This is a genomic window from Streptomyces sp. GESEQ-35 (genome assembly GCF_017948485.1).
Taxonomy (GTDB): Bacteria; Actinomycetota; Actinomycetes; order Streptomycetales; family Streptomycetaceae; genus Streptomyces.
Genome location: NZ_JAFFSX010000033.1, coordinates 1 through 21196, shown reverse-complemented (window position 1 = coordinate 21196; position 21196 = coordinate 1). Strand labels below are relative to the sequence as shown.

Sequence of the window (21196 nt, the reverse complement as noted above, 5' to 3'; positions counted from 1 at the left end):
CCAATCATCCCATGATTCTATGATGGGCCTCATGGCAAGCGAGGAAACCCTGACGGCGAAGTCCATGGCGATACGTAGTTCGGCCCCCGGAGAAAGCGAATCCCCGTCGTCCCCGCGCGCGTGGACGACACGACTGGTCGTCCTCGGCATCGTGCTCGCCGCCGTCAACCTCCGCCCCGCCATCACCAGCCTCGGCGCCCTCCTGGAAGAGGTCCGCGACGGGCTCGGCATGAGCGGCAGCGTGGCCGGCCTGCTCACCTCCGTGCCCCCGCTCTGCTTCGCCCTCTTCGGCGTCATGGCCCCACGGCTCGCCCGCCGCTTCGGGCCGGGCGCGGTGGTGTGCGCCGGAATGGTCGCGATCACCGCGGGCCTGCTGATCCGGCCGTACGCCGGGAGCACGGCCGGATTCCTGGCCGCCAGCGCCCTCGCACTCATGGGCATCGCGGTCAGCAACGTGCTCATGCCGGTCATCGTCAAGCGCTGGTTCCCGGACCGGGTCGGATCCATGACCGGCCTGTACTCGATGGCCCTCGCCCTCGGCACCTCCGCCGCGGCCGCGGTGACCGTGCCCATGACCGACGCGCTGGGCGGCAGTTGGCAGTCCGGGCTCGCGGTGTGGGCGGGGCTCGCGGCCGCCGCCGTACTGCCGTGGATGGCGCTCGCACGGCAGCGGGGTGCTGAGCCGGCCACCGAGGCACGCGCGCGCGTGGAGCCCGCCCTGCGCATCACCCGCAGCCGTACCGCCTGGGCGCTCGCCGTCTTCTTCGGGCTCCAGGCCACCGCCGCCTACATCACGATGGGCTGGATGGCGCAGATCTTCCGCGACGCCGGTGTGCCCGCGGGCACGGCCGGGCTGCTCCTGGCCGTCACGATGGTGATGGGCGTGCCGCTCGCCTTCGTCATCCCGCGCATGGCCACCCGGTTGCCCCATCAGGGCCCGATCGTGATCGCGCTCGGCGTCTGCGGTCTCGCCGGATACGCCGGCCTGTACACCGCGCCGGCCGGCGGCGCCTGGGCCTGGGCTGTGCTGCTCGGCATCTCGAACTGCGCGTTCCCCCTCGCCCTCACCATGGTCGGGATGCGGGCCAGGACCGGCGCGGGTGTCGCCCAGCTGTCGGCGTTCGCGCAGAGCACCGGGTATCTGATCTCCATCCCCGGTCCGCTCCTGGTGGGCGTCCTCTACCAGCACAGCGGCGGCTGGGGCCTGCCGATCGCGCTCATGACCGGCCTGATGATCCCCCAGATGCTCGTCGGCGTCCTGGCGGGCCGCCCCCGCACGGTGGAGGACGAGGCGCCCCACTGAGCGCACCTGCGCGGACCAGGGCGGCCGTCTGTGCCCACCTCCGCGTCGGGGCGGTCTGCCGGGTCCCGCTTCCCGTGTCGGGGCGGCCGTCTGCGCCCGCCTCCCGCGTCGGGGCGGTCTGCCGGGCCCCACCTCCCGTGTCGGGGCGGCCGTCTGTGCGCGCCTCCCGTGTCGGGGCGGTCTGCCGGGTCCCGCTTCCAGCGTCGGGGCGGCCGTCTGCGCCCGCCTCCCGCGTCAACGCGGCCTGCCGAGTCCCGCCTCTCACGACCGGGCGGTCTGCTGAGCTCCGCCTCCCACGGTCGGGCGGCCCGTTGAGCCCGACGTCCGGGGACCTGGGCGGTCCGACGAGCCCTACCCCCGCAGACCTCGGCGGTTCGGCGGGTGCGAGACTTGGTGCATGTCGCCAGTGCTCGAGCCGAACCCGCAGAACGGCCAGAAGAAGATGCTGCTCGTCTTCGGCTCGTTCTTCGCCATCTTCGTGATCATCGCCATCATCGCGACGATCGCCTCGCCGTGACCGCCCACGGGTCCGATGGTGGGGCTAGCACCACCATCCCCTAGGGGGCGAGTGTCAGGGTCAACTGGGTGGATCACCGGATGGGTTGAGGGCTCAGGACTCCGTAACTTCGAAGTGTGACCGCGAGAGGCGGACACGGACCACTCGAAGACTCACGGAGGCGTCATGTCGGCCCCTACGCAGACCCGGCTCCACCCGGCGCGCTCGGGCCGCCCGGACATCAGGCTGCCCTGGTGGGCCCTGGCCCTTCCCGCACTCGCCTTCGTCACGCTGCTCCTGCTGATACTCAACCCGTCCGACGCGCAGGCGGCGACCGCCGATCCGGCGATCACCCAGCTCATCGAGCATATTCGGCAGTTGATAATGCGCTGAACACCTGCTGAGCCGCCGGTCAACTCCCTGCGCCCGTTGGCCTGTTTCATGCGAAGCTGGGACGCATGAGCGTCGCAGAACCCCGCAGGATCGTCCTCTTCCGGCATGCGAAAGCCGACTGGCCACAGGTGACCGACCACGAGCGGCCGCTCGCTGAGCGGGGCCGCATGGACGCCGCAGTCGCCGGACGCAAGCTGGCCGACACCCACATCCCCTTCGATCTGGCCCTGTGCTCCACCTCGGCCCGGACCCGGGAAACCTGGAAGCTCGCGGTCCAGGAATTCCCCCACCGGCCGAAAACGGTCTACGAGGAGCGGGTCTACGAGGCCTCGCCCGGCGAACTGATCGCCGTGTTCAACGAAACCCCGGACGACGCGCAGAACGTCCTGCTGATCGGCCACAACCCGGCCGTCCAGGGCATGACCGAGATCCTCGCGGGCTCGGCCGAGGGCGACACCCTGGAGCGGCTGAACCGCCGTGGCTTCCCCGCCGCCGCCTTCGCGGTCCTGTCCTTCGAGGGCTCGTGGAAGTCCCTGGAACCGGGCACGGCCACGCTGCGCGACTACTGGGCACCCTCCGAGTAACCCCCCACACGACCAGCGAGGGGCCCGGCACCACACCGGTGCCGGGCCCCTCGTACGCCGGCTCAGTCCTCGTCGTGGGTGTCCGCCGCCTCGACCTCTTCACGGGTGACGCCCAGCAGATACAGCACCGTGTCCAGGAAGGGAAAGTTCACCGCGGTGTGCGCGGCCTCGCGGACGACCGGCTTGGCGTTGAAGGCCACGCCCAGCCCGGCCGCGTTCAGCATGTCCAGGTCGTTGGCACCGTCACCGATCGCCACGGTCTGCGCCAGCGGCACACCCGCCTCGGCGGCGAACCGGCGCAGCAGCCGCGCCTTGCCCGCCCGGTCCACGATCTCGCCGGTGACCTTGCCGGTCAGCTTCCCGTCGATGATCTCCAGGGTGTTGGCCTGGGCGAAGTCCAGCCCGAGACGTTCCTTCAGATCATCTGTGACCTGGGTGAACCCGCCCGACACCACGCCCACTTGGTAGCCGAGCCGCTTCAGCGTACGGATCAGTGTGCGCGCGCCCGGCGTGAGCCGCACCTCGCTGCGCACCTTGTCCACCGCCGAGGCGTCGAGCCCCTTCAGCAGCGCCACGCGCGCGTGCAGGGACTGCTCGAAGTCCAGCTCCCCGCGCATCGCGGCCGCCGTCACCTCGGCGACCTCCTGCTCGCAGCCGGCGTGCGCGGCGAAGAGCTCGATCACCTCGTCCTGGATGAGTGTCGAGTCCACGTCCATGACGATCAGGCGCTGCGCGCGCCGGTGCAGCCCGGCGGCGACGACGGCCACATCGACACCCAGTGCCGCCGCGTCGGTCACCAGGGCGGTGCGCAGCGGCTCGGTCTCCACGCCGGACACCGCGAACTCGACCGCCGTCACCGGGTACTTGGCGAGCCGGAAGATACGGTCGATGTTGCCGCCGGTGCGGGTGATGCGGGCCGCGACCGCGGCGGTCGCCTCCGCGGTGAGCGGATGCCCGAGCACGGTCACGAGTGAACGGCCGAGGCCCCGTGGCCGGTTGTCGCCGGTGCCGGAGATGATCTCCGCCTGCATCTTCATGGACTCCGCCCAGCTGTGGACGGTGGCCCTCAGGTCCCCCTCGAGTCCGCGCGGCGGCTCGGTCACCAGGACGCACAGCACCATCCGGCCACGCGTGACGACCTGCTCGATGTCGACCACGTCGACCGAGTAGGCGGCGAGGGTGTCGAAGAGGCCGGCCGTGATGCCCGGCCTGTCCTTCCCGAAGATCTTGACGAGAAGAGTGGGGACCTCGGAGGTCTGCGAAGCGCTCATGGTGCTTCCACCGTATCCGGCACCCTGTGCCGACCGCTCCGGAGGTCCGCCTAGCGGACGCAGAACACTGAGTGACGCTCGGGTGACAGCAGGCTGACAGGTAGCTCACAGGGAGGCGGCGGCCGCCGACGGACACGGCACGGTCACCGGCCCGTCGGCTCACTGCCCCCTCGGTGTCCCCGGACGCGGAGGCGGAGGCGGAGGGGGTGGGGGTGGGGGAGGCGGCGGAGGCGGTGGCCGCCGCTCGTCCGGCGAGGCCGGTTCCTCGTCTCCCCGACGTGACTTGGCGGACCGCCGCGGCCACCGTGGCGGTGGGTCCATCGGCTGGGCCATGGTGGGCGCGCCGTATATGTCGCCGCCTGCCGGCGGGCCACTCGCCGGCCGGGGCTCGTCGGACGGCGACGTCGGTCCCCGGTCCGGGCCGGGCCGCGCATCCTCAGGACCTCGCAACTCGTCCGGCACCTGGAGATACGGGTTGGTGGCCGGGTTCGGCGCCCGGTACGGCGTACCGGGCGCGTACGGCCCGGACCGCCCAGAGTGCTGCGAAAGCGCGACCCCCTCGGCCGTCACGCCCGTGGCTCCCGCGCCCACGTCACCGCGTGCCAGCGGCGAGGCCGCCCGCCCCGCGGCCCCGGTCGCCCGGGCCAGCAGCGCCCCGGCGGCCCCCGCCCCCGCACCCCAGGCGGCGCCCAGGAGCAACGCCATGCCGAGATGCCCGTGCAACTCGATCCCGGCCCCGAAGGCGTCGACGCCCAGCACCGACAGCGAGGCGTCCACCGACAGGTCCGTGAGCCACGCGAGCAGCGGCAGCGCCAGCGCGGTCGCGATCCCGAGCCGCAGCGCACACCGCCCGGCGAAACCGAGGGCGCCTGGATCCCGTACGCCTCCTGGGTCCCGTACGGCCCCCGGATCCCGTACGAGCCCCGAAGCCCTCACTAAAGGTGTCCGCACCGCATGCAGCACTCCCGCAAGCAGCATCATCAGTGCGGCCGCGATCCCCAGCAGCCATACGCGCCCGTCCAGTTCGGCCAGTCGGCTGAGGGAGACTGACTGGTCGGCCTCCGAGCTCAGCAGGTCGTCCAGGGGATCCGGCAGAAGGGCGGTCAGGGGGCCGGAGGCGCGGCCGTCCCACGGGACGAACAGGCCGATCGGGATGCCCAGCCAGACGCCGTTCGGGGCGCCGAGGAGGGCCGCGCCGGCGATGCGCTTGGGGTGGTCGTCGCCGATCGCCGCGTACGCCGCCGCCGCGAGCCCCGCGGCGACCGCCACCAGCAGCACCGTGACGAGGGCGGACACGGCCGGCCGTACCACCCGGTGGACGACATCCCAGCCGGGCGGCAGGGGAGTGCGGCGGGAGGCCAGCAGGGCGATCAGCAGGATTCCGGCAGACCAGACCAGGCCGCCGAGCAGCGTGGGCACCGTGTCGACGGTGAAGCCGACCGCCGCCTTTGCGTCGATGAGGTCGCCGACCTGGTCGGGCAGCAGTCCGCCGATGTCCCCGATGTCACCCACGCCGGGGATCTCCAGGCCGCCGCCGCCCCCGCCGCCGCCGGGCAGGTCGTCGAGGCCCAGCGCGCTTCCGTCGATCGTGATGACGTCATGACCGGCCCAGGCCAGCCCGCCCAGCGTCGCCACGAACAGCGTGACCACCGCGCCCGCTCGGGCGAGGAGTTCGGACGGGGAGATCACAACACCGGCCGTGCGCAAGGACCGTAGAAAGAACCATGACAGCAGGAGCGCGCCGACCAGGCTCACTCCCAATGGCGTGATCTGGATGGCGGTGTTCGCCTCCGCCCCGGTCAGCCCGAACGCGGACACATCGCCCGACGGCGTGACCGAACCACCCGCCCCGAGTGCCACGACCGCCGCGGTCATCGGACCGAGCGAGGCCGTCGAGTCGGCCTCCAGCAGGTGCAGGCCGAGCGCGGCCGTGCCCGCCATGCCTATCAACGCCCAGCTCACGGCCGCGATTGCGGACAGCAGGACGTCTCCCCAGGGCACCTTCCTGACTCGGTGAACGGTCTCGACGCTGGTGCCGGTGCTCATGGCAGACCCCCCGATCCGCGGCGCGGCGCTGCCGCCGCGCGTGTCCCCCCTCGCGGGGGATTACCACTCTCCGGGCCGGTTTCAACCCCGTCAACGGAACCAGCCGATGCGTGTGTGCGTGGTGTGGAAAAGGCCCGGCTTTCGGTCAGGGGGCGGAGCCTGAAATAGTTCCCGACGATGTTCGACATCCCTAGACTCCCTGTGATGGGGGTAACTCGGGGGACTACTCAGTGGGGCATGGAGTGCCGGAACTCGTACTGGAATCGAATGGACGGACCTGGACGCTCGACCCGTCCAGGCCATACACCCTGGGACGTGATCCGCAGGGGGACATCGTGCTCGACGACGCCAGGGTGTCCTGGCGTCACGCCACGATCAGCTGGGGCGGGCGCAGTTGGGTGATCGAGGACCACGGCAGCACCAATGGCACGTTCGTGCAGGGCCAGCGGGTCCACCAGATGGAGATCGGCCCCGGCTCGGCCGTGCACCTGGGCAACGCGACCGACGGGCCGTGCCTGAACGCGTCCGGCACCGCGGCCGCTGTCGTGCAGCCCCAGCAGCAGCCGTACGCCGCGCAGGGCGCGAGCCCCGGCTGGGCGCAGCAGGCGCCACAGCAGCAGACTCCTCCGCAGCAGGGCTGGCAGCAGCCCGCGCCGATCCCGCAGCAGCAGGGTCCCAGCGGTGGTGCGGGGGCGCCGCCGGTCTACGGCGACCGCAGCCCGACCACGTTCCACCAGTTCTCCATCGGCCGTGTCATGCGCATCGGCCGTGCCCTGGAGAACGACCTGGTCGTCTCGGACCTCCAGGTCTCCCGCAACCACGCCGAGTTCCACTCGATGCCCGACGGCCGTATGGAGATCCGCGACCTGGGCTCGCACAACGGCACGTACGTCAACGGTCAGCCGATCGCCAAGGGCGGCGCGCAGCTGCTGGGCCCCGCGGACATCGTCGGCGTCGGTCACTCGACGTTCCGGATCGTCGGTGACCGGCTCGAGGAGTTCGTCGACACCGGTGAGGTCTCCTTCTCCGCACGCCACTTGACGGTCACGGTCGACGGCGGCAAGCAGATCCTCAAGGACGTCTCCTTCGGCGTCCCGGAGAAGTCGCTGGTCGCGGTCATCGGCCCGTCCGGCTCCGGCAAGTCGACCCTGCTCAAGGCGCTCACCGGCTACCGGCCCGCCAACGAGGGCGACGTCCTCTACGACAACCGGAACCTGTACAAGCAGTTCGCCGAGTTGCGCCAGCGCATCGGTCTGGTCCCGCAGGACGACATCCTGCACAAGGAGCTGACCGTCAAGAAGGCTCTCAAGTACGCGGCCAAACTCCGCTTCCCGGCCGACACCACGGGAGCCGAGCGCCAGGACCGCATCAACGAGGTGCTGCGCGAGCTGAAGCTGGACATCCACAAGGAGAAGAAGGTCACCTCCCTCTCCGGCGGCCAGCGCAAGCGCGTCTCCGTGGCTCTGGAACTGCTCACCAAGCCGTCGCTGATCTTCCTGGACGAGCCGACCTCCGGTCTCGACCCGGGCATGGACCGCGATGTCATGCAACTGCTGCGCGGCCTCGCCGACGACGGCCGTACGGTCCTCGTCGTCACCCACTCCGTGGCCGAGTTGGCGAGCTGCGACAAGCTCCTGGTGATGGCTCCCGGCGGCTCGGTGGCGTACTTCGGCCCGCCCGAGGAGGCGCTGAACTTCTTCGGCTACGACACCTGGGCCGATGTCTTCTCCGCCTTCGAGAACTACCGCGACTACGACTGGGCCGGACGCTGGAAGGGCTCACAGCACTATCAGATCTACGCCGCGGACATCGACGCCGTTGCCGCGCAGTCCGTACACATGCCGCCGGCCCAGGCGATGCGGCCGCCGAAGCCGCAGGGCTGGCTGTCCCAGTTCAGCACGCTGGTGCGCCGCTATGTCTCGGTGATCGCCTCGGACAAGGGCTTCCTGGCCCTGATGGTGATCCTGCCGGCCGTCCTGGGCGCGGTGAGCCTGCTCATCGACTCGGGAGAGAGCCTGCTGCCCAACCCCGCCAACGCGCAGGGCACGAGAATCCCGAACGGCACGGCCACCACCGTCCTGCTGATCCTCGCGGTCGGTGCCTGCTTCTCCGGCGCCGCCAACTCCGTCCGTGAGCTGATCAAGGAACGGGTCATCTACGAACGGGAGCGCGCCACCGGCCTGTCCCGCTCGGCGTACCTGATGTCCAAGGTGTTCGTGCTCGGCGTGATCACCGTGCTCCAGGGCCTGCTGGTCGGTGTCATCGGCTTCGCCAGCAGGGAGATCCCGAAGGAGGGCCTGGTCTTCAGCAGCGGCATTCTGATCGAGCTCTCGATCCCGATCATGGCGCTGGGCTTCACCTCGATGATGTTCGGTCTGATCATCTCGGCGCTGGTGAAGACGTCCGAGAAGACCATGCCACTGCTGGTCATGTTCGCGATCATCCAGGTCGTGTTCACCGGCTGTCTGTTCGCCCTGAACGGCTCGATCGGCGTCAACCAGTTCTCGTACCTGATGCCGTCCCGCTGGGCGGTCGGCGCCGCGGGCGCCACGCTGGACTTCAACAAGATCAGCCCGCCCGAGGCGGGCGGTAGCACAGACCCGCTGTGGGAACACACGGTCGCTGCCTGGGGCATGGACATGGCCGCCCTGATCGCCATCGGGGTGATCTGCGGCTTCTTCGTGGCCCGCTTCCTGCGGCGGCACGAGCCGGAGGTCATGCGGAAGTAGGCCCGGCAGCGAGCGAGCGAGCGAGCGAACGAAGCGCGGCGCCCCGTCCGGGGCGCCGCGCTTGTGCGTTACGCGAGGCTGAGGTCCGCGCTGACCTCAGTACGCGCTGTCGACGTTGTCGATCGAGCCGTACTTGTCGGCCGCGTAGTTGGCGGCGGCGACGATGTTGGCGACCGGGTCGTACTGGCTGTGGGCCGTGCCCGCGACGTGGTAGGCGTCGAAGGTCGGCTTGATGACCTGAAGCAGACCGATCGAGGGGACACCGTTGATGGCGTTGATGTCCCAGTTGTTGATGGCGTTCGGGTTGCCGGAGGACTCGCGGATGATGTTCCGGTGGAGCCCGCTGTAGGTACCCGGGATGCCCTTCTTGTCCATGATGTCGAGGGCGTTCTTGATCCAGCCGTCGAGGTTGTTGGCGTACGTCTTCGCGGCGACGGGCTTGACCGCGGCGCGCTGCGCGGACCGGCTGGCGGCCGCCTTCGCCTTGCGCGCGGACTCGGCCTTCTTCTTCGCGGCGGCAACAGCAGCCTTGTGCTTGGCGTGGGCCACGGCGGCCTTGTGCTTGGCATGGGCCGCGGCGGCCTTCTTCTTGGCCGCGATCTGCTCGGCCTTCAGGCTGGCGTCGGCGAGCTGGTCGGTGACGCTGGCCTTGACGTCCTTGATCTGCTCGGAGCTGTACGCCACCTTGCCGGCGGGGGCCTCGGCCGTGGTCGACTGCGCGTTGCTCGGCACCGCGGAGATCGCGACCGCGGCGGCGCCGAGCGTGGCGACTCCGGCGATGGCGATCTTGTGGGTACGCGTCAGGGCGCGACTATGACCAGGGTTCTTGGTGTTCTTCGGCATGGTAGATGGACCTCTTCGAATAGCGCGGAGGTCGCTCGCTGTCCGGCAGGGGGACACGGGTGCTTCCGGCACAAACGCCGCGGGGCGATACCCGCGGCGCTGAGCGACGGGAGCCATTGTTAGCGGCCGCAAAAACGCCATGCAAAGGTGTGACGTACGATCCCGGGTAGTGGATCAGGGAAGGGCAAAACGGGACAGACCGGAGCGTCTTTCCCGCTCATGCCGGGCCTCTTTGTCTCCTATTGACCTTCGTACGTGATCTGCGCCCTATGTGCGGCCTCACATCGGCCGGGTAACAGTCTCACCGGTAGTTGCTGAAGCAATGCTCTGTGTGAGCGTTCTCCGCCGACAGGACGAGATGTACGTCCCCGAACTCGTGCCACAGGTAGCGCCCGCGCAGCGCCTCCTCATACCCCCGGTGTACGGCCGCCTGTCCCGCGATCGCCTCCAGCATCAGCAGATGCGAGGCCTCCGGCTCGTGCAGCCCGGTCAGCAGCCCGTCCACCACCCGTACCCCGTGCTCCGGGGTGACGACCAGATCCGTCCATCCCGCACGCGCGCGTACGACCCCGTCGGGCCCCGCCGCCGACTCCACCGCCCGCACGGCCGTCGTACCGACCGCGATCACCCGCCGTCCGCCGGCCCTTGCCGCATTGATCAGCCGCGCCGATGCCTCCGGCACCGCGAAGCGCTCCGGATACGGCGGCTCGTGCACCTCGGCCGAGGCCACCCCGGTGTGCAGCGTGACCGGGGCGAACTGCACACCCCGGCTCACCAGCTCCGCCACGAGCCGTGCCGTGAAGGGCCGGGCGGCACTGGGCATCTCCGCGCTGCCCGAGCCGTCGGGGCCGGGGAGGGCGAAGACCGTCTGGTACACGGACAGAGGCTGGTCCTTCTCCGTGTACGAGTAGCGGATCGGCCGACCGTGCTCCCGGAGCAGGCCGAGCACCTCGGCCCCGGCCGCCCGGGCCCACCACAGCCGCTCGCTCACCGCCTCCTCCAGGACCAGCCGTACGCCCGCAGGCAGCCGCACCTCAGTACCCGCCGGGCCGCCCGCACGCGCGCGTGTGGTGCCCTTCCCGTCGGGATCCCGCAGCTCGACCGCCCACCGCCCGTCGTCCCCGCGCGTGGAGAAGTGCACGACCACACGCGCGTGCCCGATCCGCCCGTCCACGGCGGCGGCGAGCGTCGGTGACGTATTGACGACGAGCAGATCCCCGGCCCGCAGCAGCCGGGGCAGCTCCGTGAACGCGTGATGCGACACCTCGCAGCCTCGCGACACCAGCAGCCGTACGGCGTCCCGGCCGAGCCCCGGCCCACGCTGCTCGACCGGCACGCGGGCGGACAGCTCCTCGGGCACCTGCACGGCCAGGGTCATCGCCCCTCCACCAGGGAGGCCGCGCTGTCGGGTCCTCTTGACGCCGTCCTCGCACGGCTCGGTCCTGGTGGGCCTCCCGGGTTTCGGGTCGGCTGTGTCGGACTCTGTCGGTCGGTTGTGCTGTCCGTCATCGAGTCACCTCCAGCAGGTCCGGCGCCGCGTACCGGCCGCTCGGCGGGTCCTCTTGGCGCCGTCCTCGCACCGCTCGGTCCTGGTGGGCCTCCCGGGTTTCGGGTCGGCTGTGTCGGACTCTGTCGGTCGGTTGTGCTGTCCGTCATCGAGTCACCTCCAGCAGGTCCGGCGCCGCGTACCGCCCGCTCGCCGGCCGCTCGTCCAGCAGTCGTAGGAAAGCGGGCACCACAGTCGCCGGCGCCGGCCGCGGATCGTCGTCGTCCGGTACGGCCGCCGCGTACAGGTCCGTGGCCATGTCCCCGGGATCCACCGCCCACACCCGCAGCCCGGGCTCCTCCTCGCCGAGCACCGCCGCGAGGTGGTCCAGGGCAGCCTTCGAGGCCCCGTAGCCGCCCCAGGTCTCGTACGCCTCGGCGGCCGCGTCCGAGCTGACCGAGATCACCGCGCCCGCCTTCGACGCCCGCAGCCGCGGCAGCGCCTCCTGGACGAGACCCAGCGCGGCCACCACGTTCACCTCCAGCGCCCGCCGCAGGCCCTTCAGGGACAGCGTGTCCAGCCGTACGAGCGGCTCTGCGCCCAGCGCACTGGCGTTGTTCACCAGCAGATCGACCCCGCCCAGCTTCCAGGCGGCCGCGACCAGCTCGGCCCGGTGCCCGGCGTCCGTGACGTCACCCGGCAGCGCCGTCACGCGCGTGCCGTACGCCGACACGGCCGCGGACGTCTCGTCCAGCACCTGTGCCGTTCTGGCGTCCAGCACCAGATCCCAGCCGCGTGCGGCCAGCGCCTCGGCGAGCGCCCGCCCCAGCCCCTTCGACGCCCCCGTGATGATCGCTACCGGCATGGCACACGTCCCCTCGTCCTCGACGCCGTTCGACGTGCCCTCAACGTAGGAACGGGACTGCGTGCGGCGCCTCGGACGCGGGCCGCAATGCAGCAAGGCCTTTCGCCCTAAGCCCGCGACTCCGGGGACCTGCGGCCTAGGCCCACAGCCCTAGGCGGTGGCCGCCAACGGTCCGATCCGCGTTGTCCGACCCCGCCGGTACCGTGAGGGCATGAGTCAAGGCCCCCGGTCCGGCCTCGCCGCGGTGAGCTCCGCGCTGCTGGCCATGAGCAGACACCTGGAGGTGCGCGACGTCCTCAAGACGATCGTCGCCTCGGCCCGCGAGCTGCTCGACGCGGAGTACGCCGCACTGGGCGTGCCGGACGACCACGGAGGCTTCGCCCAGTTCGTGGTCGACGGGGTCAGCGACGAGCAGTGGAAGGCCATCGGCCCGCTCCCGCGGCAGCACGGAATCCTTGCCTCGATGCTGCACGAGGCGAAGGTGGAACGCCTCGCAGACGTGCGCAAGGACCGCCGGTTCGAGGGCTGGCCGTCGGCACATCCCGACCTGGTCGACTTCCTGGGCCTGCCGATCCGTGACGGCGACGAGGTGATCGGGGCGCTGTTCCTCGCCAACAAGCTGAGTCCTGCGGGGGGAAACGCCCCGTGCCCGAAACCGGACGGCAGCTGCGGCTTCACCGAGGACGACGAGGAACTGCTCTCGATCCTCGCCCAGCACGCGGCCATCGCCCTCACCAATGCCCGCCTCTATGAGCGCAGCCGCGAGCTGACCATCGCCGAGGAGCGCTCCCGCCTCGCCCACGAACTGCACGACGCGGTCAGCCAGAAGCTCTTCTCCCTGCGCCTGACGGCCCAGGCGGCCGCCGCCCTCGTCGACCGCGACCCGTCCCGCGCCAAGGGCGAGCTGCACCAGGTGGCCCTGCTCGCCGCCGAGGCGGCCGACGAACTGCGCGCCGCCGTCGTCGAGTTGCGTCCCGCGGCCCTCGACGAGGACGGCCTCGTCAACACCCTGCGCACCCAGATCCAGGTCCTCGACCGCGCCCACACCGCGCGCGTGACGTTCGCCGGGCGCGGGGTGCGGGCGCTGCCCGCCGCTCAGGAGGAGGCCGTGCTCCGTGTCGCCCAGGAGGCCCTGCACAACGCGCTGCGGCATTCGGGCGCGCAACACGTCGACGTGACGATGGACCGGCGCGGCAGCGGAGCCGTCCTGCGGGTCATCGACGACGGCAGCGGCTTCGACCCCCAGTCGATACGCCGCGCGGGCCGCCACCTCGGCCTGGTCTCCATGCGGGACCGGGCGAGCGGGGCCGGCGGCAGCCTGACGGTGGAATCGGCGCCCGGCAAGGGCACCACGATCGAGATGGAGGTCCCCGGTGGCTGACGCAATCAGGGTGCTGCTGGTCGACGACCACCAGGTGGTCCGCCGCGGACTGCGCACCTTCCTCGAAGTGCAGGACGACATCGAGGTCGTGGGCGAGGCCGCGGACGGCGCCGAAGGAGTCGCCCGAGCCGAGGAACTGAAGCCCGACATCGTCCTCATGGACGTCAAGATGCCGGGCATGGACGGCGTCGAGGCGCTGCGCAAACTCCGCGAGCTGAACAACCCCGCGCGCGTGCTCATCGTCACCAGCTTCACCGAACAACGCACGGTGGTCCCGGCCCTGCGCGCCGGCGCCGCCGGTTACGTCTACAAGGACGTCGACCCCGACGCCCTCGCCGGCGCCATCCGCTCCGTGCACGCCGGCCACATCCTGCTCCAGCCCGAGGTCGCGGGCGCCCTGCTGTCCCAGGAGGAGGCCAACTCGGGCCAGGGAAGAGGGGGTTCGCTCACGGAACGGGAGCGCGAAGTGCTGGGTCTCATAGCCGACGGCCGCTCCAACCGGGAAATCGCCCGCGCACTGGTCCTCTCCGAGAAGACGGTGAAGACGCACGTGTCGAACATCCTGATGAAGCTCGACCTGGCGGACCGAACCCAGGCCGCGCTGTGGGCAGTACGCCATGGTGTGACCGGATAGGACCCGTTCTGATCGGCAACATGGAGGGTTCCGCTCCGGACTGAGATTCATACCGTCGTGGGAATGTCCCCCGGATGGCGCATCCTTCGTGGATCTCCGCCGTTCTTCAGTGCGTGCTGCGGCGACTGCCGCGGCGATCGCAAGGAGGGCTTAGAAGTGAAGAAGCTGAAGAAGGTAGCGGCCGTGACGATGGTGGCCGGCGGGCTGGTCGCCGCCGGTGCCGGTATGGCTTCCGCCACCGACGGCGCCGTGGCCAATGGCAAGGCCGTGGGTTCCCCGGGCATCGGCTCGGGCAACGTCGTCCAGGCCCCGATCCACATCCCGGCGAACGTGGTCGGCAACAGCGTGAACGTCGTCGGTGTGCTGAACCCCGCCTTCGGCAACCTGGGCATCAACCGCTGACCTCCCTCGCGGAGCAGCAGTGACCTCCGGCCTCCCGGGAACCCACCCCCGGGAGGCCGGTCAGCGTCTCGCCTGCCGCAGGGCCGTCCCTTATCGCACCCCTCGCTCCCGCTCCTCCACAACCGCGTTGTACGCCGCCACCTGTGCCCGCCGCGCAGTCCGCTCCACCGGCCGCAGCGCAGCACCCCGCGCAGCCATCTCGCCCGCGCTCACCGCACCCCCGTGTCCGTTCTCGTACGCCACCGAGACCAGCACCCCCACACGCTGTGCCAACTCCAGCACCCGCACCGCCCGCGGCGGATACCCCGGCGCCAGCACCTCCCGCCCCCGTTCGGCCCGAGCCCGATACGCATCGATCGCCGCCTCGGCCACCGGCCCGGACCCGGCGACATCCAGCCGCGACAGCACCTCCGTCGCGTCCCGCAGCGCCTCCGCCAGCTCCCGCTCGGCCTCGCCCAACGACGGCACATCAGCCGGCGGAGCCTCGCGTACCGTCAGGCAGTGCCACACGACCTCGACATGCACATCACCGTCGGGCCCGGCTTCGTACACTTCGGGCACCAACCCGAGCGCGGCGCCGAAACAGATCACCGCTTCCTCGGCCTCCAGCGCCCGCGCGTTGAACTCCGGCGGCCCGCTCAGCCCCAGCGGATGCCCGGGCTGGGGCAGCGCGACCCGCAGCCCGGTCACCCCGAGCGCCCGCAGCCGACCCAGCGCGAGCGTGAGCCCGACGGGCGCGGTCTCACCAGGGAGCCCCTCCACTCGATGCACCGCGTCCTCGCCGACGATGGCGAGAACAGCGTCGTCCGGAGAGGCAAGTCCGACCAAAAGGGCATTTCCCCAAGCGGCAAGGCGTCCTGAACGCGGTTCCGAAAGCATGCCTCCACCCTAAGGACCGGACCGATGGAATGGAGCAGCCGACCGGTGGCGTAGATTTCGTTGAGGGCTGCGCCCACCGGCGCACGCGAGAAGCCGACGCCGAGACCGGTCACACTGCAAGGGGAGACAACGCGCTCATGAGCGATGTTCTGGAGCTTCAGGACGTATCCGTGGTCCGGGAGGGCCGGGCACTCGTGGACCAGGTCTCCTGGTCGGTGAAGGAGGGCGAGCGCTGGGTCATCCTCGGTCCCAACGGCGCCGGCAAGACCACCCTCCTCAATGTCGCGTCCAGCTACCTCTTCCCCAGCAACGGCACCGCCACCATCCTCGGCGACACCCTCGGGAAGGTCGACGTCTTCGAGCTGCGCCCGCGCATCGGCATGGCCGGCATTGCCATGGCCGACAAGCTCCCCAAGCGTCAGACCGTCCTACAGACCGTACTGACCGCCGCGTACGGCATGACCGCCGGCTGGCACGAGGACTACGAGGACGTCGACGAGCAGCGTGCCCGCGCCTTCCTCGACCGCCTCGGCATGAGCGACTTCGTGGAGCGCAAGTTCGGCACGCTCTCCGAGGGTGAGCGCAAGCGCACCCTCATCGCCCGCGCCCTGATGACCGACCCCGAACTGCTGCTCCTCGACGAGCCCGCCGCCGGACTCGACCTCGGCGGCCGCGAGGACCTCGTACGCCGCCTCGGCCGACTTGCCCGCGACCCGATCGCGCCCTCGATGATCATGGTCACCCACCACGTCGAGGAGATCGCCCCCGGCTTCACCCACGTCCTGATGATCCGTCAGGGCAAGGTCCTCGCCGCCGGCCCCCTGGAGCTCGAACTCACCTCCCGCAACCTCTCCCTCTGCTTCGGACTGCCTCTCGTCGTCGAGCAGGTCGGCGAGCGTTGGACCGCACAGGGCCTCCCGATGTCCTGAACTCCCGGGACTACAAGGTAAGAAGCGTGTGCCGACCCGATCTGCGCCCTGTCCGCGCGGAGTCCCCGGTCCTACCATGACCTTGTGGATATCGACCCGTGGTTGTGGTGGCTCATCGGTGCGGCAGGGCTCGGTATCGGGCTCGTGATCACCGCGATGCCCGAACTCGCCATGCTCGCGGTGGGCGCGGTCGCGGCCGCGGTGACCGCCGGCGTCTTCGGCGGTGACGCCGTCTACCAAGTCGCGGTCTTCGCCGTCGTATCGACCGCACTCATCGCCGTCATCCGGCCCATCGCAGCCCGGCACCGCGCGCAGCGACCCCAACTCGCCACCGGCGTAGAGGCGTTGAAGGGCAAACAGGCCGTCGTACTGGAGCGCGTCGACAGCTCCGGCGGCGGCCGGATCAAGCTCGCCGGAGAGATCTGGTCGGCACGCTCCCTCGACACCGACCGTGCCTACGAAGTAGGCCAGGAAGTGGACGTCGTGGACATCGAGGGTGCCACGGCAATCGTCATGTGACCTTGTCATTCGGCGTATGGCGCAACTGAACCGAAGAACCCACGAGTTACGCGACGGTCTGTCACACTCGACCAGCAAGATCTTCAACAACAAGATCTTCAACAGGCATAAGATCTTCCGAAGGCGTCTAGGCGGAGAAGGGTACGGGGAAGCGACGATGGAACCGGTCATCATCGTCCTGATCATTCTGGTGGTGTTGGTCTTCATCGCCCTGATCAAGACGATCCAAGTCATCCCGCAGGCCAGTGCCGCCATCGTGGAGCGCTTCGGCCGCTACACGCGGACGCTGAACGCGGGCCTCAACATCGTCGTTCCATTCATCGACACCATCCGCAACCGCATCGACCTGCGCGAACAGGTCGTGCCCTTCCCACCGCAGCCGGTGATCACCCAGGACAACCTGGTCGTCAACATCGACACCGTCATCTACTACCAGGTGACCGACGCCCGGGCCGCGACCTATGAAGTCGCCAGCTATATCCAGGCGATCGAGCAGCTCACCGTCACCACGCTCCGCAACATCATCGGTGGCATGGACCTGGAACGGACCCTGACCTCCCGCGAGGAGATCAACGCGGCCCTGCGCGGCGTCCTCGACGAGGCCACCGGCAAGTGGGGCATCCGCGTCAACCGCGTGGAACTCAAGGCCATCGAGCCCCCGACCTCCATCCAGGACTCGATGGAGAAGCAGATGCGCGCCGACCGTGACAAGCGCGCCGCGATCCTCCAGGCGGAAGGTGTCCGGCAGTCCGAGATCCTGCGCGCCGAAGGTGAGAAGCAGTCCCAGATCCTGCGCGCCGAAGGTGAGGCCAAGGCCGCCGCCCTGCGCGCAGAGGGCGAGGCCCAGGCCGTCCGCACGGTCTTCGAGGCGATCCACGCCGGCGACCCGGACCAGAAGCTCCTCAGCTACCAGTACCTCCAGATGCTCCCGAAGATCGCCGAAGGCGACGCCAACAAGCTCTGGATCGTCCCCAGCGAAATCGGCGACGCCCTCAAGGGCCTGTCCGGCGCCATGGGTAACTTCGGCAACCTGGGCGGCGGTTCGGGCAATGGAGGCTCCGCCCCGGCCACGGAGCGCCGAGAGAAGCCGACGCTGGACTAACAACTAACGGTGACCCCCGCGCCCCTCATTAGGGGCGCGGGGAACTGCGCGAGCAACCACAAGCAATCCGCAGGCAAACGAAGACGCGTACCCCTACGGTCTAGGCAGCCGGCTGCGCAAGCCAATCCGGCAGCGCAGCAAAGTCGTCCTGCCCCAAAGCCAAGAGCATCGCATCCGCAGGCGAGGGCTCGAACGGCTCCCGGAGCAGCGGCATCCCCGCCTCCACCGGCGTCCGATTCGCCTTACGGTGATTGTCCTCCGCGCAAGAAGCCACCGTATTCAGCCACGTGTCCTGCCCACCCTGCGACCGAGGCAACACGTGGTCCACAGTCGTCGCCCGACGACCGCAGTACGCGCACCTGTGCCGGTCCCGCACCAGAACACCCCGCCGCGACCACGGAGCTTGTCTTCGGAAGGGCACCCGGACATACCTGCACAACCTGATCACCCGGGGCGCCGGTATATCGACCGCGGCTCCGCGCATACGCAGTTCGGGGTGGGCCTGCTCGACAACAGCCTTGTCCTGCAGCACCAGAACGACGGCTCGATTCAACGTCACCGTCGACAGCGGCTCAAAGCTCGCGTTCAGTACCAGCGTGTCCCGCATACCAGCCCACCTCCCGTGTTGCACCGGCCCACCCCGTGGCGGGCTGGGATCAACTCTGGCCGGGCACGCCGAGATGGACAACGCAATATCTGCTGCTCCCACGGGGGGTAACCCCCGCGTCCCCCGGCAACAAAATGCCCGCCCCTGATCACTTCCAAGACCAGGGACGGGCAAACGTTCAATGAACGTCAGGCTTCGGCGGGCACCTCGTACTCACCGATGAGCTGGGCGCGCGCCAGCGCGTGGAACCGCAGATTGAAGCCCACGAAGGCCGGGCTGGCATCCGAGTCCGGGCCGAGCTTCTCCTGGTCCACGGCGTAAACCGTGAACACATAGCGGTGCGACCCGTCCCCGGGCGGCGGCGCGGCACCGCCGAAGTCCTTGGTGCCGTAGTCGTTACGGGCCTGGATCGCACCCTCGGGCAGCCCCTCGAACTTGCCGCTGCCCGCACCCTCCGGCAGCTCGGTCACCGAGACCGGGATGTCGAAGAGGACCCAGTGCCAGAACCCGCTGCCCGTAGGGGCGTCGGGGTCATAGCACGTGACGGCGAAACTCTTGGTCTCGGGCGGGAAGCCGTCCCACCGCAGTTGCGGCGACGTATTGCCGGCCGCATAGACCTGAGCGTCCTTGAGCGTCGCACCTTCCTCGATGTGCTCGCTCGTGACCGTGAACGACGGCACGGGCGGGTGGAAGTCATGGGGGAGCGGCCGCCGCTTGAGCTCGGTCACCTCGGTACCTCCTGATCGGTTCCTACTCAGTGGTCCCGAGCCTAGAACCAGTTGCGCTTGCTGCCGACCTCGGACAGCCACTGGTTGAGATACGCCACCCAGTCGGTGCCCTGGTAGTCGTGCAGCCCCACCTGGAAGGACCGGAAAGTGTCACTGCCCTCGCTGAACAGCCCCGGCTTCTTGTCCATCTCCAGGACGACGTCCATGGCGTTCGAGTCCGCGACAAAGGTCAACTCGACCTGGTTCAGCCCCCGGTACTGCTGTGGCGGCTGGAACTCGATCTCCTGGTAGAACGGCAGCTTCTGGCGCGTGTTCCGGATGTGACCGCGCTCCATGTCCGCGCTCCTGAAGCGGAAGCCCAGCTGAATGAACGCGTCCAGCAGCGCCTTCTGCGCCGGCAGCGGGTGCACGTTGATCGGGTCCAGGTCACCGGAGTCGACCGCGCGCGCGATCGCCAGCTCCGTGGTCACCCCGATGTTCATCCCGCGCAGCGGCTGCCCGTCGATCATGGTGATCGGCGTCTCCCACGGGATCTCCAGCCCGAACGGCACCGCGTGCACGGCGCCTGCCTGTAGCTGGAAGGCTCCGCCGAGCCGCTCCTTCGTGAACTCGATGTTCTGCTTGTACTCCTGGTCGTCGTGGCCTTCGACCTCGACCTTGGCCTGAAGCCCGACCGACAGCTCCTGGATCTCCTGATCGACGGACCCACCCTGGATCCGCACCTCGCCCTGGACGACACCGCCCGGAACGACGTTGACCTCGGTCAGGACCGTCTCGACCGAAGCCCCGCCGGCCCCCAGACTCGCGAGCAGCTTCTTGAACGCCATGTCTCTTCCCTCTCGCATGGATCCCTTGATCCCTACAAACGCACTACGGCCGTGGCCGGTTCCGCGCCTTCACCCTGGCAAGGAGAAGGCCTCCTGACCACCCCGCCGCACCCACCGGCCTGCACTACGCTCGGACGGCATGATCGCGACCCCCGACCGTACGCCCCTCCCCCGGGAGTTCTTCGACCGACCTGTACTGGAGGTCGCCCCCGACCTCTTGGGTCGCATCCTGGTGCGCACGACCCCGGACGGTCCGATCTCCCTGCGCCTCACAGAGGTCGAGGCGTACGACGGCCCGAACGACCCCGGCTCACACGCCTATCGCGGGCGCACGCCCCGCACCGACGTGATGTTCGGTCCGCCCGGCCATGTGTACGTCTACTTCACCTACGGCATGTGGCACTGCATGAACCTGGTGTGCGGTCCGGACGGCACGGCCAGCGCCGTCCTGCTCCGCGCCGGAGAGATCGTCGAGGGCGCAGAACTGGCCCGCAAACGTCGACTCTCGGCCCGAAATGACAAAGAACTGGCCAAAGGACCGGCCCGCCTCGCCACGGCCCTCGACGTGGACCGAGCCCTGGACGGCACGGACGCATGCGCCTTCGGTGCGACTCCGTTGCGCATCTTGACGGGTACGTCCGTCCCATCTGACCAGGTGTGGAACGGGCCACGTACCGGTGTCTCCGGAGACGGCGGCGTGCACCCCTGGCGCTTCTGGATCGCCAACGACCCGACGGTGAGCCCTTATCGGGCTCATACGCCCCGACGCCGCCCAACTTGACGCGCCCCTGAGCGGTCCGTAATGTAGCCCGAGCCGCTGAACCGGTTACGGCGATTCGCCAGCAGCCGGAAGCGGCCAACCCACTACCTACGACTCCCTCTCAGCGGGGGCGAATTCGGCGTGCCTGCATGCCTGAATTCCAAGCCTGCGGAACTCGATTATGAGTTGGCGAGGGAATCGGCTAGCGTAGTGAATGTCGAAAGGCCGACGGACGAAAGCCCGGGCCGCACGACGAATCCCGCCGACAGGGAATCGGATCGAGAAAAGGATCTGATAGAGTCGGAAACGCAAGACCGAAGGGAAGCGCCCGGAGGAAAGCCTTAAGAGTGTCTCTCGGGTGAGTACGAAGGAAGCGTCCGTTCCTTGAGAACTCAACAGCGTGCCAAAAATC

General features: G+C 69.6%; 21 protein-coding genes. 12 read left to right on the top strand and 9 right to left on the bottom strand.

The window, feature by feature from the left end; translation table 11 throughout:
• Positions 1-19: 19 nt before the first annotated feature.
• The 4 genes from KCH87_RS41825 to KCH87_RS41815 all read left to right on the top strand — a co-directional run bounded on the left by KCH87_RS41825 (position 20) and on the right by KCH87_RS41815 (position 2776).
• A complete protein-coding gene (locus KCH87_RS41825; protein ID WP_210593173.1) occupies positions 20-1303 on the top strand; it encodes a CynX/NimT family MFS transporter in 1284 nt (427 codons plus the stop codon).
• Positions 1304-1700: 397 nt separating this feature from the next.
• Complete coding sequence (locus KCH87_RS50320) at positions 1701-1820, top strand: SGM_5486 family transporter-associated protein (RefSeq protein ID WP_282613072.1); 120 nt, start codon at positions 1701-1703, stop codon at positions 1818-1820.
• Between the two features lie 165 nt (positions 1821-1985).
• Entirely contained in the window at positions 1986-2192 is a 207-nt protein-coding gene (locus tag KCH87_RS41820) for a hypothetical protein (RefSeq protein WP_210593172.1), read from the top strand.
• 65 nt (positions 2193-2257) lie between these two features.
• Positions 2258-2776 carry a histidine phosphatase family protein gene (locus KCH87_RS41815; protein ID WP_210593171.1) on the top strand — a complete coding sequence of 173 codons (519 nt, stop codon included), beginning with the start codon at positions 2258-2260 and terminating at the stop codon, positions 2774-2776.
• Positions 2777-2838: 62 nt separating this feature from the next.
• Here KCH87_RS41815 and serB read toward each other — a convergent pair whose 3' ends face one another.
• The gene (gene serB, locus KCH87_RS41810) at positions 2839-4047 is read right to left on the bottom strand and encodes a phosphoserine phosphatase SerB (RefSeq protein ID WP_210593170.1); all 1209 of its coding nucleotides are present in this window, start codon (positions 4045-4047) and stop codon (positions 2839-2841) included.
• Positions 4048-4206: 159 nt separating this feature from the next.
• Entirely contained in the window at positions 4207-6093 is a 1887-nt protein-coding gene (locus tag KCH87_RS41805) for a streptophobe family protein (protein WP_210593169.1), read from the bottom strand.
• Positions 6094-6335: 242 nt separating this feature from the next.
• Between KCH87_RS41805 and KCH87_RS41800 the strand changes: the two genes are divergently transcribed.
• On the top strand, positions 6336-8822 hold the full coding sequence (locus KCH87_RS41800; protein WP_210593168.1) for an FHA domain-containing protein: 2487 nt from the start codon (positions 6336-6338) through the stop codon (positions 8820-8822).
• 96 nt (positions 8823-8918) lie between these two features.
• Here KCH87_RS41800 and KCH87_RS41795 read toward each other — a convergent pair whose 3' ends face one another.
• The 3 genes from KCH87_RS41795 to KCH87_RS41785 form a co-directional block, all read right to left on the bottom strand.
• The gene (locus tag KCH87_RS41795; RefSeq protein WP_210593167.1) at positions 8919-9665 is read right to left on the bottom strand and encodes a transglycosylase SLT domain-containing protein; all 747 of its coding nucleotides are present in this window, start codon (positions 9663-9665) and stop codon (positions 8919-8921) included.
• A gap of 301 nt (positions 9666-9966) precedes the next feature.
• Positions 9967-11043 carry an S-adenosylmethionine:tRNA ribosyltransferase-isomerase gene (locus KCH87_RS41790; RefSeq protein ID WP_210593166.1) on the bottom strand — a complete coding sequence of 359 codons (1077 nt, stop codon included), beginning with the start codon at positions 11041-11043 and terminating at the stop codon, positions 9967-9969.
• A gap of 274 nt (positions 11044-11317) precedes the next feature.
• Positions 11318-12016, bottom strand: coding sequence for an SDR family oxidoreductase (locus KCH87_RS41785; protein WP_210593165.1), 699 nt, complete (start codon positions 12014-12016; stop codon positions 11318-11320).
• A 211-nt stretch (positions 12017-12227) separates the two neighbouring features.
• On the opposite strand from KCH87_RS41785, the gene KCH87_RS41780 reads away from it, so the two are divergent.
• From KCH87_RS41780 to KCH87_RS41770, 3 genes are all read left to right on the top strand, one after another.
• Positions 12228-13397, top strand: coding sequence for a GAF domain-containing sensor histidine kinase (locus KCH87_RS41780; RefSeq protein WP_210593164.1), 1170 nt, complete (start codon positions 12228-12230; stop codon positions 13395-13397).
• Positions 13390-14031, top strand: coding sequence for a response regulator transcription factor (locus tag KCH87_RS41775; RefSeq protein WP_210593163.1), 642 nt, complete (start codon positions 13390-13392; stop codon positions 14029-14031). The genes KCH87_RS41780 and KCH87_RS41775 overlap by 8 nt, the downstream gene beginning before the upstream one ends.
• Positions 14032-14187: 156 nt before the next feature.
• A complete protein-coding gene (locus KCH87_RS41770; protein ID WP_210593162.1) occupies positions 14188-14433 on the top strand; it encodes a chaplin in 246 nt (81 codons plus the stop codon).
• Between the two features lie 90 nt (positions 14434-14523).
• Here the strand turns inward: KCH87_RS41770 and KCH87_RS41765 are convergent, their stop codons facing one another.
• Positions 14524-15312 (bottom strand): hypothetical protein, encoded by a 789-nt coding sequence (locus tag KCH87_RS41765; protein ID WP_210593161.1) that lies wholly within the window; start codon positions 15310-15312, stop codon positions 14524-14526.
• Positions 15313-15449: 137 nt separating this feature from the next.
• Between KCH87_RS41765 and KCH87_RS41760 the strand changes: the two genes are divergently transcribed.
• The 3 genes from KCH87_RS41760 to KCH87_RS41750 all read left to right on the top strand — a co-directional run bounded on the left by KCH87_RS41760 (position 15450) and on the right by KCH87_RS41750 (position 17862).
• The gene (locus tag KCH87_RS41760) at positions 15450-16241 is read left to right on the top strand and encodes an ABC transporter ATP-binding protein (RefSeq protein WP_210593160.1); all 792 of its coding nucleotides are present in this window, start codon (positions 15450-15452) and stop codon (positions 16239-16241) included.
• 84 nt (positions 16242-16325) lie between these two features.
• Positions 16326-16760 carry an NfeD family protein gene (locus KCH87_RS41755; RefSeq protein WP_210593159.1) on the top strand — a complete coding sequence of 145 codons (435 nt, stop codon included), beginning with the start codon at positions 16326-16328 and terminating at the stop codon, positions 16758-16760.
• Between the two features lie 157 nt (positions 16761-16917).
• Positions 16918-17862: an SPFH domain-containing protein gene (locus tag KCH87_RS41750; protein ID WP_210593158.1), complete on the top strand. Its 945-nt coding sequence runs from the start codon at positions 16918-16920 to the stop codon at positions 17860-17862.
• 100 nt (positions 17863-17962) lie between these two features.
• Here KCH87_RS41750 and KCH87_RS41745 read toward each other — a convergent pair whose 3' ends face one another.
• From KCH87_RS41745 to KCH87_RS41735, 3 genes are all read right to left on the bottom strand, one after another.
• Positions 17963-18469, bottom strand: a complete 507-nt coding sequence (locus tag KCH87_RS41745; protein ID WP_210593157.1) for an HNH endonuclease — start codon at positions 18467-18469, stop codon at positions 17963-17965.
• 188 nt (positions 18470-18657) lie between these two features.
• Entirely contained in the window at positions 18658-19197 is a 540-nt protein-coding gene (locus KCH87_RS41740) for a YbhB/YbcL family Raf kinase inhibitor-like protein (RefSeq protein WP_210593156.1), read from the bottom strand.
• 41 nt (positions 19198-19238) lie between these two features.
• The gene (locus tag KCH87_RS41735) at positions 19239-20024 is read right to left on the bottom strand and encodes a sporulation protein (protein WP_210593155.1); all 786 of its coding nucleotides are present in this window, start codon (positions 20022-20024) and stop codon (positions 19239-19241) included.
• Positions 20025-20163: 139 nt separating this feature from the next.
• Here KCH87_RS41735 and KCH87_RS41730 point away from each other — a divergent pair, with 139 nt between their 5' ends.
• Complete coding sequence (locus KCH87_RS41730; protein WP_210593154.1) at positions 20164-20805, top strand: DNA-3-methyladenine glycosylase; 642 nt, start codon at positions 20164-20166, stop codon at positions 20803-20805.
• Positions 20806-21196 lie beyond the last annotated feature (391 nt).

Excerpts from the sequence above, each read along its gene's own strand:
- KCH87_RS41825 (WP_210593173.1), top strand. The coding sequence starts at position 20 with ATGATGGGCCTCATGGCAAGCGAGGAAACCCTGACGGCGAAGTCCATG.
- KCH87_RS50320 (WP_282613072.1), top strand. The coding sequence starts at position 1,701 with ATGTCGCCAGTGCTCGAGCCGAACCCGCAGAACGGCCAGAAGAAGATG.
- KCH87_RS41820 (WP_210593172.1), top strand. The coding sequence starts at position 1,986 with ATGTCGGCCCCTACGCAGACCCGGCTCCACCCGGCGCGCTCGGGCCGC.
- KCH87_RS41815 (WP_210593171.1), top strand. The coding sequence starts at position 2,258 with ATGAGCGTCGCAGAACCCCGCAGGATCGTCCTCTTCCGGCATGCGAAA.
- serB (WP_210593170.1), bottom strand. The coding sequence starts at position 4,047 with ATGAGCGCTTCGCAGACCTCCGAGGTCCCCACTCTTCTCGTCAAGATC.
- KCH87_RS41805 (WP_210593169.1), bottom strand. The coding sequence starts at position 6,093 with ATGAGCACCGGCACCAGCGTCGAGACCGTTCACCGAGTCAGGAAGGTG.
- KCH87_RS41795 (WP_210593167.1), bottom strand. The coding sequence starts at position 9,665 with ATGCCGAAGAACACCAAGAACCCTGGTCATAGTCGCGCCCTGACGCGT.
- KCH87_RS41790 (WP_210593166.1), bottom strand. The coding sequence starts at position 11,043 with ATGACCCTGGCCGTGCAGGTGCCCGAGGAGCTGTCCGCCCGCGTGCCG.
- KCH87_RS41785 (WP_210593165.1), bottom strand. The coding sequence starts at position 12,016 with ATGCCGGTAGCGATCATCACGGGGGCGTCGAAGGGGCTGGGGCGGGCG.
- KCH87_RS41780 (WP_210593164.1), top strand. The coding sequence starts at position 12,228 with ATGAGTCAAGGCCCCCGGTCCGGCCTCGCCGCGGTGAGCTCCGCGCTG.
- KCH87_RS41765 (WP_210593161.1), bottom strand. The coding sequence starts at position 15,312 with ATGCTTTCGGAACCGCGTTCAGGACGCCTTGCCGCTTGGGGAAATGCC.
- KCH87_RS41760 (WP_210593160.1), top strand. The coding sequence starts at position 15,450 with ATGAGCGATGTTCTGGAGCTTCAGGACGTATCCGTGGTCCGGGAGGGC.
- KCH87_RS41750 (WP_210593158.1), top strand. The coding sequence starts at position 16,918 with ATGGAACCGGTCATCATCGTCCTGATCATTCTGGTGGTGTTGGTCTTC.
- KCH87_RS41745 (WP_210593157.1), bottom strand. The coding sequence starts at position 18,469 with ATGCGGGACACGCTGGTACTGAACGCGAGCTTTGAGCCGCTGTCGACG.
- KCH87_RS41735 (WP_210593155.1), bottom strand. The coding sequence starts at position 20,024 with ATGGCGTTCAAGAAGCTGCTCGCGAGTCTGGGGGCCGGCGGGGCTTCG.
- KCH87_RS41730 (WP_210593154.1), top strand. The coding sequence starts at position 20,164 with ATGATCGCGACCCCCGACCGTACGCCCCTCCCCCGGGAGTTCTTCGAC.